Below are 13,583 nucleotides of genomic sequence, written 5' to 3'. Positions count from 1 at the left end.
CACGTGTCCCCTGTACGGCGCAGGCTCAGCCGAACGGCCGGGCCTCCGGCTCCGGGGGCGGTGCCGGCGCGTCGGGGTGGTCCGGAGCCTCGTCCGGGAGGGGCGGGAGGGTCTCCGGGGCGAACGGGTTGAAGTCCGGCGGGGGCACCCTGACGGGCGTCCCCCGGAGAGCCGGGTCGCCTTCCGGCTCGTCCTCGTCCGCCGGTGCTTGCGCCGGCGCACCCGCCGGGGCGGGGATGCGCGGCGGGGTCGAGGGCGGCGGCGGGACGGACGGGCGCTGGGGCGCGAGCGTGGTGCCGAAGGGGTCGCTCGGCTCGTCGGCCGTCACGGTGCCGAACGGGTCGGTGGCGATGGCGGGCGCAGGCGGGGCGTCCTCCGGGAGGGGCGGGAGGGTCTCCGGCGCGAAGGGATTGAAGTCCGGCGGGGGCACCATGACCGGAGTGCCCCGCAACGCCGGGTCATCGTTCTCGTTCGGCGCGTCGTTCTCGTTCGGCGTGTCGGCGATCGGCGCGAACGGGTTGAAGTCCGGCGGGGGCACCATCACCGGGGTGCCCCTCAGCGCCGGGTCGTCCGCGGCGTCAACCACCTCGGCGTCGACGACCGCTGCCTCGGCGATCGCCGCGTCGCCGATCGCGGCGAACGGGTTGTAGTCCGTCGGCGAGGCGGTGGTCGGGGCCTCATCCCGCTCGGACGGCATGGGCGCGGGCACGCCCGGCGCGCCGTCCCACCCGAACTGGACGCTCTTCAGAAGCTCCGCGAACGCCTCCGTGTACAGCCCCCAGTCCTCCGGCTGCGCCGTCGAGAGCTGGACGCAGAGCACCGAGACGCCGTCCGGCAGCGGGACGAACGCCTCCACGACCGACGTGACCACCCAGCGCCGCTGCCCGTCGGCGGCCAGCGCCCCGGGCACCGGGACGGTCCGGCCCTCGACCAGGACGGCGGCCGGCCCGGCCGGCAGCAGGACCGTCCACACCTCGGCGTGCCGGCGGACGGTGGCGAGCTCGGTGGCGAGCGCCGTGATCGGCAGCGGGTGCCGGACGAGCGAGACGACGAGGGTGGCCTCGGTGGTGCGGCCGTCCGCCTCCAGGGCGCAGACGCCCGCGTAGACCGTGCCCGAGGCGTGGACCAGGTCGGCGAGGGTGGCCGCGATGACGGCGAAGTCGCGGCGCGGGCCGGGACCGGTGGCGCTGAACAGTTCCTCGGCGACCTCGGCCAGATGGCCGGTCAGCTCGTCGGCGGCCGCGTCGGCGGCCCGGTCGCCGCCCGGTCCGGCCGGCAGCGGCGGCACCGATCTGGCCGAGACGCCCGCCGGGCCGCCGGGAGAGGTGAGCGGGTGGAAGCCGGGCGGGACGACCAGGCGGACTTCGGTGCCCGCGCCGGTGGCCAGTTCGACCGGCAGGCGGGTCTGCTGACCGCCGGCCAGCGCCGCCAGTGCGGGCGCGAACGGCGGGCGCAGCTTGGGGTCGGCGATCTCGCCGGTGACGGGCAGCTGGAAGAGCGCGGCCGAGGTGGTGCCCGGGTCGGTGATCGCGCCGCGCACCGCGCCGCCGCCGTAGCGGGCGAGGAGCGCGGCGGTGGCCCGTCCCGCGACCGGTGCGCCGGTGCCGGGGCGGGCCGTGCCCGCGGTGACGACGGTGCCGAGCCGGTCGAGGGCGGCGTGCACCGGTCCGTTGGGCGCCAGGGGCAGGCCGAACAGGGCCTCGGCGGCCGGGTGCCGGCCCGACGGGCCGCGGTGCGCGCCGAGCACGGCCGCCGGGTGGCGGGAGGTGCGCTCGTCGAAGAAGGCGTCGGTGAGGGTGCCGAGGGTCGCACTGACCTGCTCCGCGGCGGCGAAGGGGTTGGCCTCCGCGCTGGACCGGTCGTCGAACCGGCCGTCGAACTGGCCGTCCTGGGTCAACTGTTGAGCCCCCCGCTCTGCTGCGTCTGCGGTCGGTGTCCGGGTGCGTCCGGGCGCGCGCCCGGCGGCGCGCCGGCCGGGGTCCGCGCCGTTCCCGGCCGTGGTCATTCCTATCAGAGCCCGCCGGCGGCACAGAACCGGCGATCATCCGGCGGGCCGCCGGTCCGCCCGGGGCGGATCACCGCGTGGCCTGCGGCGACGGCTCGTCCGCGGGCGGTGCGGCGAGCGCCCCGATCGCCTCGGTGATCCCGGGGACGGCGAGCAGTCCGGCAAGATCGTGAACGAGGCGCCCGGTCGGTCCGTCCGGCCGTTCGTCGGTGAGGAACGTCGCGAGCTCGGCACCGAGCGCGGGTTCGCGCGCGGCGGTGAGGACGAGCGCGGCGACGAACTCCTGGACCAGGTGCAGCTGCAGCTCCTCCAGCGGCACCGAGCGCTCGGCCAGCCATTCGAGCGAGGTGATCTCGGCGTTGGCGATCCAGGCGCGGACGGTCAGCCGCAACCCGGGGCTCGGGGAGGGGACGGCGAGGTGGCTGAGGATCTGGTCGTGGGCGGCCCGCCGGACCTCGTCGATCACCGCCGAGGTGCCGGCGCTCGCGGCCACCGAGCCGCCGCGCAGCAGCGCCGCGAAGCCGGGCCCGTGGCTCTGGACGAAGTCCAGGTAGCGGCCCATCACGCGGTACAGGCGCTCGGAGAGCGGCCCCTCGGCGGGCTCTTCGAAGCGCCCGGCGAGCTCCCGCCCGGCCCGGCGCAGCGACTCCTCGTACAGTGCCTGCTTGCCGGGGAAGTAGTGGTACACCAGCGGCCGGGAGGCACCCGCGGCGGCGGCGATGTCGTCGATCGACACCTCCTCCGGCGGGCGCACGCTGAACAGTTCCAGCGCGACGGCGATCAGCTGCTCGCGCCGCTCGTCGACGCTCAGCCGGCGGCGCGGGCGCTCGCTCGCGGCGGCGCCGGCCACGGCGGGCGCCGGGGCCCGGTCCGGGGCGGCTTTCCGTTCGGCGCGGGCGGCCGTCGGCGACGGCGTACGGGAGGCCATGCGCGCCACCTTATCCGGCTCCCGCAACGGGGCCCGTGCGGCGCTGTCCGGCGTCCGTGACGGGCCCCGTGCGGCGTCACGCGGCGTGGAAGTCCAGGTAGCGGCGGTAGGCCTCGCGGCCGTCGGGGACGAACTCGTCGCGGGTGAGGCGCTCGGCGAGCTCGGCGGGGGTCAGCCAGGCGTGCCAGGCCACCTCGGATTCCTGCGGGTCGACCGGGCCGTCCCACTCGGCCTCGTACATGTCGCACCACCAGGAGAGGCGGTCCTGCTGGAAGAGGAACTTGAACAGCGGCCGCGGCGCGACGCCGTGCACGCCCAGCTCCTCCTCGGCCTCGCGGACGGCGGCCTCGCCGTACGTCTCGCCGGAGCCGACGACGCCGCCGACGAACATGTCGTACGCGCCCGGGGCGAACAGTTTGGTGTCGGTGCGCCGGTGGACGAAGATCCGCCCGGCCGGGTCGCGGACCAGGATGAAGACGCACCGGTGGGTCAGCCCCCGCCGGTACACCTCCCCGCGCACCGCGGTCCCGATCACCCGGTCGTGCTCGTCGACGACGTCCAGCAGCTCTTCGGCAGGGTTGGTCATGACGGACAGGTTAGGGTTTTTGGGCCCGCTTCGAACGCGGGCGCGAACGGGCGCGAACGGACACGGGCGGGCGCGAACGGGACACGAACGGGCACGGGGCGCATTGAACGGGCTGAGGCGGCACGCGATGGTGGATGTCTGGGGCGAGACGGCCGAGGGGTTCGAGCCGGTGCGCGAGGCCTTCGCGCGGAACTTCCGCGAGTACGGCGAGCTCGGTGCCGCCTTCGCGCTGTACGTGCGCGGCCGCAAGGTGGTCGACCTGTGGGGCGGTGACGCCCGGCCCGAGGTGGGCGGGCGGCCCGCGCCCGCGGTCGCCTGGACGGCGGACACCGCCCAGGTGCTGCGCTCGGTCACCAAGGGCCTGACCGCCACCACGGCCCTCCTGCTCGCCGAGCGCGGGCAGCTCGACCTGGACGCGCCGGTGGCCTCCTACTGGCCCGAGTTCGCGGCGGCCGGCAAGGGCGGGGTGCCGGTGAGCTGGCTGCTCTCGCACCAGGCCGGGGTGCCCGCGCTGGACGTGCCGCTGCGCCTGGAGGACGTGCTGACCTGGGAGCGCGCGGCCGCCGCCGTCGCCGCGCAGACGCCCGCCTGGGAGCCCGGCACCGCGCACGGCTACCACCCCCACACGTTCGGCTGGCTGGTCGGCGAGGTGGTGCGGCGGGTGAGCGGGCGTACCGTCGGCCGGTACTTCGCGGAGGAGATCGCCCGGCCGCTCGGCCTGGACCTGTGGATCGGGCTGCCGGCCGGTGCCGTGCCGCGGGTCGGGAAGCTGGTCGACCTGCCCGCCCCGGAGGCGGCCAGGACCGGGCCGGGCGGGCTGCGGCTGCGGCCCAAGCAGTCCGTCCGGGACGCCTATCAGGATCCGGCCTCGCTGACCGCCCGCTCCTTCGCCTCGGTGCGTCCCGGGGTGGACCTCAACGACCCGGCCGTGCAGGCCGCCGAGATCCCCGGCGCGGGTGGCATCGGGACGGCCCGCTCGCTGGCCCGGTTCTACGCGGCGCTGGTGGGCGCGGCCGACCGGCACGACGGTTCGGGCGGCGCGCTCGCACCGCTGCTCGGGCCCGAGGTGCTGACCCGCGCGGTCGGGCCGGCGGTGAGCGGGCCGGACCGGGTGCTGATCGTCAACTCCACGTTCGGCCTGGGCTTCTGGCGGCACGGCCCGACCGCGCCGATGGCGTCCCGGGCGAGCTTCGGGCACCCGGGCCGGGGCGGCTCGCTGGGCTTCGCCGACCCGGATCTCGGGCTGGGCTTCGGCTACGTCACCAACGGGATGCAGCCGGGCGTCACCGGGGACATCCGCTCGCGGGGCCTCATCCGCGCGGTGCGGGGGTGCCTCGGGCTCGCGGGCTAGGTGTCAGGCCTGGCCGGTGTCGAAGCGGCTGATCTTCCCGTCGTCGACGGTGAAGCGCCAGGCGGTGCGCATCTCGCCCCAGGTCTCGTTGCGGAAGTTGGCGACCAGCGCGCGGCCGCCGTCGGCTTCGGTCTGGACCTCGATGTGGCCGTGGGAGCCGAAGATCTCCCGGTCGATCCAGTCCTGCAGATCGCGGTCGGAGCCGTCGTCGGACATGGTCGCGTCCGGGGTGAGGGTGGCGAGGAAGGCGTCGCGGTCGTTCGCGTTGATCGCGGTGACGAAGGCGCGCACGGTGGGGTCGGAGAGTTTGGCGGTGGAGATGGTCATCGGGGGCTCCCGGGGTGAAAGGGACGGGAGACCTTGTCTACGGCGTTGGCCGGGCGTGTCCGGGCATGTCGGCGGCGCGTCGGGGAAATTTACGCATTCATGTGCTTGGATCGCGAAATGGGCGATTTGATGGTATCTGCCCTGATGTCACGGGGAGTGGCAGTGGATCGGGAGACCGGGAGCGGTCTCCCGATCCGCGACGAGGGGGCCGGCGAGGGGGCTGGTGACGAGGATTCGGGCTAGAAGAAGCCGACCGCGTCGGGGGAGTAGCTGACCAGCAGGTTCTTGGTCTGCTGGTAGTGCTCCAGCAGCGCCTTGTGGTTCTCGCGGCCGATGCCGGAGTTCTTGTAGCCGCCGAAGGCCGCGTGGGCCGGGTAGGCGTGGTAGCAGTTGGTCCACACGCGGCCGGCCTGGATGGCGCGGCCGGCGCGGTGGGCGGTGTTGAGGTCCCGGGTCCAGACGCCGGCGCCGAGGCCGTACTGGGTGTCGTTGGCGAGTGTGACGGCCTCGTCGAAGTCGTCGAAGCGGGTGACCGAGACGACCGGGCCGAAGATCTCCTCCTGGAAGACCCGCATCCGGTTGTCGCCCTCGAAGACCGTCGGCGTCACGTAGTACCCGCCGGCCAGGGCACCGCCGAGGTCGGCCTGCTCGCCGCCGGTGAGCACCTTGGCGCCCTCGGCGCGGCCGATGTCGAAGTAGGAGAGGATCTTCTTCAGCTGTTCGGCGCTGGCCTGGGCGCCGACCTGGGTCTCGGTGTCCAGCGGGTTGCCCTGGCGCATCGCGCGGACCCGCTCCAGGCCGTCGACGAGCAGGCGCTCGTACACCGGGGACTGGATCAGCGCCCGGCTCGGGCAGGTGCACACCTCGCCCTGGTTGAGGGCGAACATCGCGAAGCCCTCGACGGCCTTGCCGTAGAAGGCGTCCGGGGCGTCGGCGACGTCCTCGAAGAACAGGTTGGGGCTCTTGCCGCCGAGCTCCAGCGAGACCGGGATCAGGTTGTCGCTGGCGTAGCGGGAGATGAGCCGGCCGGTGGTGGTCTCGCCGGTGAAGGCGATCTTGCGGATGCGGGGGCTGGACGCGAGCGGGGCGCCGGCCTCCTCGCCGAAGCCCGTCACGATGTTGACGACGCCGGGCGGCAGCAGGTCGGCGGTCAGCTCGGCGAGCAGCAGGACGGAGGCCGGGGTCTGCTCGGCGGGCTTGAGGACGACGGCGTTGCCGGCCGCGATCGCCGGGGCGAGCTTCCAGATCGCCATCAGGATCGGGAAGTTCCACGGGATGATCTGGCCGACCACGCCCAGCGGCTCGTGGAAGTGGTACGCGACGGTGTCCTCGTCCAGTTGGGAGAGGCCGCCCTCCTGGGCGCGCAGCGCGCCGGCGAAGTAGCGCAGGTGGTCGACGGCGAGCGGGAGGTCGGCGGCCAGCGTCTCGCGCACCGGTTTGCCGTTCTCCCAGCTCTCCGCGACGGCCAGCTGCTCCAGGTTCGTCTCCATCCGGTCGGCGATGCGCAGGAGCACCTGGGCTCGCTCGGCGGCCGGCGTACGCCCCCAGGCGGGCGCGGCGGCGTGGGCGGCGTCCAGGGCGGCCTCGATGTCCTCGGCGGTGCCGCGGGCGACCTCGGTGAAGACCTCACCGGTGACCGGGGTCGGGTTCCCGAAGTACTCGCCGCGCACCGGCGGCACCCAGCCGCCGCCGATCCAGTGCTCGTAGCGCCCGCGGTAGGCGACGATGCTGCCGGGGGCGCCGGGGGGCTGGTAGACCGTCATGTGTCTCCTCGCGACGTCGGGCGCCGCCCGGGCCCTGCGGCGGGGCGGCGGGCCGGACCGCCCGGTTCGGGAGCGGTCCGGCGGGAGGGTACGGGCACGCGCTCGCGCGGGGCGTCCCGCCGGGGGCGCCCGCCGTCGAGCACGATAGCCGTGACCGCGCGATGCGGCTACGATCCGTACGGTACTCGCGTACGGAGGGTGTGCGTTCCGGCCGTTGTGGAGATCGCCGGGTCCCGGCGCCGGGCCGCGTGGTGGCGGAGGCCGTCCGGTTCCGGGCCGCGCTCGGGCGGCCCCGGCGGGCCGTCAGACGGCGTGGTAGCGGCCCGTGCGGGACTCCCAGTACTGGTAGCCGGCCAGCCAGGTGAGCAGCCCGTCGGCGTACCGCTGGGCGATGCTCGCCTCGACCCGGGACAGGCCCAGCTCCCGGTAGACCTCGGGGAGTCGGGCGTGCAGCTCGCCGCAGCGCTCGACCATGATCTGCGCCTCGTCGAGGACCACCGCGCACGCCTCCTCGGCCGAGCAGCGGCGCTCGCGCTGGACGATCAGCACGAGGTTGTTGACGTCGCCGCGCGGGGCCTCCAGCGGGAAGGACCGCACGTCGTTGCTCAACGACGGTATGTCCGCCGCCAGTTGGCGCAGCTGGCGGAGCACCGGGTGGTGCAGGACGGCGGGCGGCACCTCGAACTGGCTCAGCCGTTCGACCATGTCGAAGATGGTCTCCATGGCTGCGGTGCCCCGTCTGAGCACGAGGTAGCCGTCCCGGTCCGGCGGGCGGGAGGAGATCCGGCCCGCGGCCTCGGCCGGGTGGCTGGCCAGGTACCACTCCCAGTTGTAGGCGGCGCGGGCCTGCCAGCGGGCGGGCATGCCGCGGGAGCTGCGGTTCCACAGGTCCGCGAACGCGGTCTCGACGGAGGAGCTCTGGTCGGCGCGCGCGCCGTGCAGGACCGCGATGAGCCGTTCGCAGATCGGGGCGACCTCGGTGGGTCTGCGGCCGAGCGGGCCGTCGAACTGGTCGTCGAAGAGGAAGTAGAACCCCATCAGGTCGGCCGCGAGCGCGAGTTCCTCCGGCCCGGCGTCCGGGTACCCCAGGGCGGCGAGCTCGACGACCTCCCAGTGGGCGTACCCGGGGTGGTCGGCGTCGGGCAGCAGCGGGTGCCGGACGAGCCAGTCGCGGTGCAGTGCGGTGGCGTACGGGATGTGGGGACTGCGGCGGTGCGGGAACGGGATCTGAAGTGAAGTGTCGTCAGACATCGGACTCCCGGTGCAGCGGAGGGTGGGGGCGCCGGCGGTTCGAACATGGCGTGTGGGGGGAGTTGACGCGGCGGGGCTTTGAGGGTGAGAGTGACATGGCAAGATCATCTTTGCCCTGCGGGCCGTAGGGTATCTGATGTAATGATTGGACGTTAGGGATATAGGGCAAATGCCCTTGGTAAGCCGTCCGAACCCTCACCGTCCGCGCCAGCCTGCGCGATTGCCGCACGGCACGCCCCCCGCGGCGCTAACCTCGGCACACGACCAGGGAGCGAGCAGGAGCGGCGGAGGCGTGACGTGACCGAGCAGGGCAACGGACTTCGGACGGGAACCGGCCCGGGCCGGCACCGGGAGGGCGCCGCTCCCCGGGTCAGGCTGCGCGACCGCGACGCGGAACTGCGCTCCGCCGAGACCGCCGTCGAAAAGCTGTGCCGCGAATTCGCCGCCGGCGGCACCGAGATCGGCGAACTCCTCACCATCTCCGGCCGCCCCGGCATCGGCAAGACCAGCCTGCTGCACGAGGTCCGGCGCACCGCCAAGCTCCGCGACGGTGCCACCGTGCTGTTCGCCCGCGGCGGCGAACAGCAGGTCAAGGAGCCCTACCACGTGCTGCGCCAGCTCCTGCAGCCCGCGCTCACCAGCCTCACGCCCGCCGAGTTCCGGCAGGTCATGGGCACCTGGGAGGAGGTCGTCGGACCGGCCATGGGCCTCAAGCAGCCCAAGGCCGGCGCCCGCCGCCTCGACCCGCAGGGCGTGCGCGACGGACTGGACTACGTGCTCACCCAGCTCGCGCCCCGCAGTGCGCCCCTGGTGATGATCGTCGACGACCTGCACTGGGCCGACCTCGAATCCCTCTCCTGGCTCACCCACTTCGCCGTCCGCGCCCGTGAACTGCCCGTCCTGCTCGTCTTCGCGTTCCGCGAGGACGAACACGACTGGCAAACCGAAGCCCAACCCCACCACGCCACCGTCCTCAAGCTCGCCACCCGTCGGCACGAGCTCAACCGTCTCTCCCTCGTTTCGGTCACGGACATCATCCGCGCCGAACTCGGGGACAAGGCCGAGGACGCCTTCTGCTACGAGTTCTGGAACGTCGTCAACGGCAACCCCTACGAGGCCGTCGCCCTGCTCGACCAGGTCCGCGACCAGGAGCTCGAACCGGTCGAGGAGAACTCCGTCCAGCTGCGCGAACTCGCCGTCGACGCCAACGGGATGACCCTCAAGACCTGGCTCGACCGGCTCGGCGCCAGCACCCTGCGCTTCGCCTGGGCCTGCGCCATGCTCGGCACCGACATCCGCATCGACCTCGCCACCCGCATCTCCACCCAGAGCGCCGAGGGCGCCCGCGAGTCCCTCAAGCACCTCCGCAAGCAGCGCGTGCTCACCCAGACCCCCAACGGGAACCTCGAGTTCGTCCACCCGCTGATCGGCAGCTCGATCTACAACACCATGCCGGAGGCCACCCGCACCGGCATGCACGGCGTCGCCGCGGCCGAGATCGAGAACGCCGGCCTCGGCCTGCTCGCCGCCTCCCGCCACCTCGTGGAGACCTTCTCCGGCGAGGGCGACGACCGCACCGTGCGCAAGCTGCGCAAGGCCGCCGCCGAACACCTGCTCATCGGCGCCCCCGAGGCCGCCCAGCGCTGCCTGCACCGCGCCCTCAACGAGCCGCCCGCCGACGACATCCGCGCCGAGGTGCTCTACGAACTCGGCTGCTCCGCGCTGCTCACCGACCCCGTCGCCACCGTCAACCAGCTCAAGCTCGCCCTCGACCCGGAGGAGGGACCGCTGCGCCCCGAGCTGCGGGTGGACGCCACCTTCCGGCTCTCCGAAGTGCTCGCGCACAGCGGCGAACTGCGCGAGGCCGCGGTCACCTGCCAGGACGAGGCCGCCGTCACCGGCGACCCGGCCGGCCGACTGCGGCTCCAGGCCGCCTCGTTCATGTGGCACGCGTTCCGCAGGTCCGAGGAGGACGGCCCCGGCCGCTCCCGGCGGCTCGGCGAGATGTGCGAGGGCCTCACCGGCCGCGAGACCGCCGACCGCGCCGTCCTCGCGATGCGCGCCTGGGACCTCACCCTGCGCGGCGCCCCCTGCGCCGACGCGCTCGCCCACGCCGACGAGGTCCTGGAGGCCGGCCGGCTGCCCAAGGGCCTCGGCTGGACCGACAGCACCTGGGGCTTCGAACTGCCCTCGATGCTCGGACTCACGTACACCTACAACGACCGCATCGCCCAGGCCGAGCGGCTGTTCGCCGACGCCATCGTCCAGTTCGAGGTCGCCGGGTGGAGCGGTGCCCACCGGGGCTTCGCCTACTTCCTGATGGGCCTCGCCCGCTTCCGCCGCGGCCTGCTCGCCGAGGCCGAGGACTTCCTGCGCCGCGCGCTGCGGCTCTCCGAGCGGATCGCCCCCAAGCTGCCGCTCGCGTGGGACGCCGTCGGCGTGCTCGTCGACACCCTGCTCGCGCGCGGGCGCGTCGACGAGGCCTGGGAGCTCGCCACCGGCTTCGGCTTCCAGCCGCCGTACCACGACACCGCGATGGTCCTGCCCGACGCGCCCTCGCTGTACGGCAAGCTGCTCGTCGCCAAGCGGCGCTTCGCCGGAGCCGCCGCCGCGCTCACCGAGGCCGGCGCCCAGCTGGAGGCCCGCGGCTGGCACAACACCGTCTGGGCGCCGTGGGCCGGCCACCTCGCCATCGCCATCGCCCAGGACGAGCCCGAGCGCGCCCGCGAGTACGCGCAGAAGGCCGTCCGGGACGCGCGCACCTTCGGCACCGCCTCGGCGATCGGCACCGCGCTGCGGCTGCACGCCCAGATCGAGGACGGCCAGCAGGCGGTCGAGCTCCTGGAGCAGGCCGTGACCTACCTCGGCCAGTCCCCGGCCGGCTACGAGCACGCCGTCGCGCTGGTCGATCTCGGGGCGGCGCTGCGCCGCGTCGGGCGGCTGGAGGACGCCCAGGAGTACCTCTACCAGGGCATCGAGCTGGCCCAGCACTGCTCGGCCGAGGGCCTCGTCGAGCAGGCGCGCCGGGAGCTCGCCAACTACGGGCTGCGGCCCAACCGGCTCGGGGACTCCCGGGACTACCGCGAGGCGCTCAGCAACGCGGAGTGGGAGGTCGCCCAGCTGGCCGTGCGGGGCGTGCCGCCGCAGCGGATCGCCGACGAGCTCGGCGTGCAGCTCAGCCTGGTGAACCGGCGGCTGGCCGCGGTCTACCGCAAGGCGGGCAGCGGGCCGGACGGCCTCGCCACCGCGCTCGGGCTGCCGGGGCGGCCGCGCGAGGCGACGCGGCCGACCGGGGACACGGAGTGCAGGAACGCGGAGCGCGAGGGGGCGGAGGGCGCGTAGCCGTCGTTCCGGCCGGGTTCCCGCACCCGGCGGACGGAAGCGCACAGGCGGCGCGCGGGGGTTCGGGAGCGCCCCCGCGGCCGTCCCCGTCGTTAGGCTGACGCACACCGGGGCGGCCGCAGCCGGGCCCGGACCGACCCGGAACGGGGCGACCGCGGAACCCGCGGCCGCCAGTGAGGAGCAGGGCATGGCGACTGAGGCCACCGGTGTGCGCCACGAACCCTTCGACGCCTCGGGCGCGGGCGCCGCGATCGAGCGCTGGACGCTCACCGCCGGTCCGTACGAGGCGAGCGTGCTCACCCTCGGCGCCACCCTGCACACCCTCACCGCGCCCGACCGCGCCGGCCGCCGCGCCCAACTCCTGCTCGCCACCGACGAACTGGCCCAGATCCTCGGCCCGGCCCGGCACTACGGCACCGTCGTCGGCCGCTACGCCAACCGGATCGACGGTTCGAGGATCGCCATCGACGGCGAGGAGCACCCGCTCGCCCCCACCGGCGGCGGCATGACCCTGCACGGCGGCCCGGACGGCTTCGCCAACCGGATGTGGGCCGCCACCGCGATCCCGGGCGGCGTCGAACTGCGGCTGCACAGCCCGGACGGCGACCAGGGCTTCCCCGGCGCGCTGGACGTCACCGTCGCCTACACCCTCGACGCCGGGGGCGAGGACGCGGGGGGCGAGCTGACGATCGCGTACCGCGCCGTCACCACCAGGCCGACCGTCGTCAACCTCACCAACCACGCGTACTTCAACCTCGCGGGTGAAGGTGGCGGCGACGTCCTCGGCCACCTGCTCACCCTCGACGCCGACGCCTACACCCCGGCCGACGAACGGCAGATCCCGACCGGGCGGATCGAACCGGTGGCCGGCACGCCGTTCGACTTCACGACGGCCACGCCGATCGGCAAGTCTCTGCACGACGAGCACCCGCAGCTGGCCGGGCCCGGCGGCTACGACCACAACTGGGTGCTGCGCCCGCGCCCGGCCGACGGCGTCCCGGTCCGGGCGGCGCTGCTGGAGGACCCGGTCAGCGGGCGCACCCTGGAGGTGCTGACCACCGAGCCGGGCGTCCAGGTCTACACGGCCAACAAGTTCCAGGGTGCGGTGACGGGCGCGAGCGGGGTGCCGTACGGGCCGTTCGCCGGGATCGCGCTGGAGACGCAGCACTTCCCGGACTCGCCGCACCACCCGGACTTCCCCGGCACCGTGCTGCGGCCGGGGGAGGAGTTCCGCTCGACGACCGTGCTGCGGCTCGGGACGAACTAGCGGGGCGTCTCCTCTCGCAGGTCCCGGCGCATGCAGAGCCGGGGCCGGCTGTCGAGTCCGTGCTCGGCCTCCTTGCGGCGGATCTCCCGCAGGCCCGGCGTGAGTTCGTCGTCGGCGAGCGGGCGGAAGCCGCAGCGGGCGTAGTAGGGGGCGTTCCAGGGGGCGCCGGCGAAGGTGGTGAGGGTGAGCGCGGGCGCGTCGCCGGTGGCAGCGAGGTGCTCGATCAGCGCGCGGCCGATGCCCCGGCGGGCGTGGCCGGGGTGCACGGAGACCTGCTCGATGTGGCAGGCGCCGTCGACCGGTCCGGCGAGGAGGTAGGCGACGGGGGGAGTCGTCGGCGTCCGCTGCGACGAGGGCGACGGCCCCGGCTGCCACGTCCGGATAACGGGTCGGCTCCTCCGGGGCCGGGGGTTCGTCCTCGGCGGTCTCCGGCATGCCGATGGCGGCGAACGGGGCTCCGGCGGCCCGCTCCAGCTCGCACGGCAGGGGCGGTTCGTCCGTCGCGGCGGGTCCGATGCGCATGCGACCACGTCTCGTGCAAGCGGTATCCGGCCACACAGGGTGGCGTTCCGGGCCACAGGCCGATGGGGCCAACCGGTCAAATCCGGACATGTATGGCCACTGTCAACTACCGTGTGGCAACATCCAGGACACGCGGCTGTAACGATCGCCGTTTCTTGCAGAAAGTTTCTGCAAGGGGTTTCCGTGACGTTTCGCCCGCTGTTAACTTCCTTCCAGCCCGACGGCAGCGAAGGTGCAGTCG

At 74.2% G+C, this 13,583-nt stretch carries 10 protein-coding genes; 3 read left to right on the top strand and 7 right to left on the bottom strand.

Annotation, left to right across the window (positions count from 1 at the left end; translation table 11 throughout):
- Positions 1-25 precede the first annotated feature (25 nt).
- The 3 genes from ACWCXH_RS08730 to ACWCXH_RS08720 form a co-directional block, all read right to left on the bottom strand.
- On the bottom strand, positions 26-1,897 hold the full coding sequence (locus tag ACWCXH_RS08730) for a hypothetical protein (RefSeq protein WP_449800641.1): 1,872 nt from the start codon (positions 1,895-1,897) through the stop codon (positions 26-28).
- Between the two features lie 178 nt (positions 1,898-2,075).
- Positions 2,076-2,933, bottom strand: coding sequence for a TetR/AcrR family transcriptional regulator (locus tag ACWCXH_RS08725; RefSeq protein WP_449800640.1), 858 nt, complete (start codon positions 2,931-2,933; stop codon positions 2,076-2,078).
- Positions 2,934-3,009: 76 nt separating this feature from the next.
- Positions 3,010-3,519 carry an NUDIX hydrolase gene (locus ACWCXH_RS08720; protein WP_449800639.1) on the bottom strand — a complete coding sequence of 170 codons (510 nt, stop codon included), beginning with the start codon at positions 3,517-3,519 and terminating at the stop codon, positions 3,010-3,012.
- A gap of 127 nt (positions 3,520-3,646) precedes the next feature.
- Between ACWCXH_RS08720 and ACWCXH_RS08715 the strand changes: the two genes are divergently transcribed.
- Entirely contained in the window at positions 3,647-4,870 is a 1,224-nt protein-coding gene (locus ACWCXH_RS08715; protein ID WP_449800638.1) for a serine hydrolase domain-containing protein, read from the top strand.
- Positions 4,871-4,873: 3 nt separating this feature from the next.
- On the opposite strand, the gene ACWCXH_RS08710 is transcribed toward ACWCXH_RS08715, so the two are convergent.
- From ACWCXH_RS08710 to ACWCXH_RS08700, 3 genes are all read right to left on the bottom strand, one after another.
- Positions 4,874-5,197, bottom strand: a complete 324-nt coding sequence (locus tag ACWCXH_RS08710) for a nuclear transport factor 2 family protein (RefSeq protein ID WP_449800637.1) — start codon at positions 5,195-5,197, stop codon at positions 4,874-4,876.
- Between the two features lie 239 nt (positions 5,198-5,436).
- Positions 5,437-6,960 (bottom strand): acetaldehyde dehydrogenase ExaC, encoded by a 1,524-nt coding sequence (gene exaC, locus ACWCXH_RS08705; RefSeq protein ID WP_449800636.1) that lies wholly within the window; start codon positions 6,958-6,960, stop codon positions 5,437-5,439.
- A 303-nt stretch (positions 6,961-7,263) separates the two neighbouring features.
- On the bottom strand, positions 7,264-8,211 hold the full coding sequence (locus tag ACWCXH_RS08700; protein WP_449800635.1) for a terpene synthase family protein: 948 nt from the start codon (positions 8,209-8,211) through the stop codon (positions 7,264-7,266).
- Positions 8,212-8,508: 297 nt separating this feature from the next.
- On the opposite strand from ACWCXH_RS08700, the gene ACWCXH_RS08695 reads away from it, so the two are divergent.
- Together ACWCXH_RS08695 and ACWCXH_RS08690 are read left to right on the top strand one after the other, a co-directional pair.
- Positions 8,509-11,553, top strand: coding sequence for an ATP-binding protein (locus ACWCXH_RS08695; RefSeq protein ID WP_449800634.1), 3,045 nt, complete (start codon positions 8,509-8,511; stop codon positions 11,551-11,553).
- A gap of 187 nt (positions 11,554-11,740) precedes the next feature.
- Entirely contained in the window at positions 11,741-12,820 is a 1,080-nt protein-coding gene (locus tag ACWCXH_RS08690) for an aldose epimerase family protein (protein ID WP_449800633.1), read from the top strand.
- On the opposite strand, the gene ACWCXH_RS08685 is transcribed toward ACWCXH_RS08690, so the two are convergent.
- A complete protein-coding gene (locus tag ACWCXH_RS08685; RefSeq protein ID WP_449800632.1) occupies positions 12,817-13,086 on the bottom strand; it encodes a GNAT family N-acetyltransferase in 270 nt (89 codons plus the stop codon). The two genes, ACWCXH_RS08690 and ACWCXH_RS08685, sit on opposite strands and share 4 nt — an antisense overlap.
- Between the last annotated feature and the right edge of the window lie 497 nt (positions 13,087-13,583).

It is taken from the genome of Kitasatospora sp. NPDC001660 (assembly GCF_053596725.1).
This window is presented reverse-complemented; position numbering and strand designations above follow the sequence as displayed.

Coding starts and splice junctions, on each gene's coding strand:
- ACWCXH_RS08725 (WP_449800640.1), bottom strand. CDS start 2,933: ATGGCCTCCCGTACGCCGTCGCCGACGGCCGCCCGCGCCGAACGGAAA.
- ACWCXH_RS08720 (WP_449800639.1), bottom strand. CDS start 3,519: ATGACCAACCCTGCCGAAGAGCTGCTGGACGTCGTCGACGAGCACGAC.
- ACWCXH_RS08715 (WP_449800638.1), top strand. CDS start 3,647: ATGGTGGATGTCTGGGGCGAGACGGCCGAGGGGTTCGAGCCGGTGCGC.
- ACWCXH_RS08710 (WP_449800637.1), bottom strand. CDS start 5,197: ATGACCATCTCCACCGCCAAACTCTCCGACCCCACCGTGCGCGCCTTC.
- exaC (WP_449800636.1), bottom strand. CDS start 6,960: ATGACGGTCTACCAGCCCCCCGGCGCCCCCGGCAGCATCGTCGCCTAC.
- ACWCXH_RS08700 (WP_449800635.1), bottom strand. CDS start 8,211: ATGTCTGACGACACTTCACTTCAGATCCCGTTCCCGCACCGCCGCAGT.
- ACWCXH_RS08690 (WP_449800633.1), top strand. CDS start 11,741: ATGGCGACTGAGGCCACCGGTGTGCGCCACGAACCCTTCGACGCCTCG.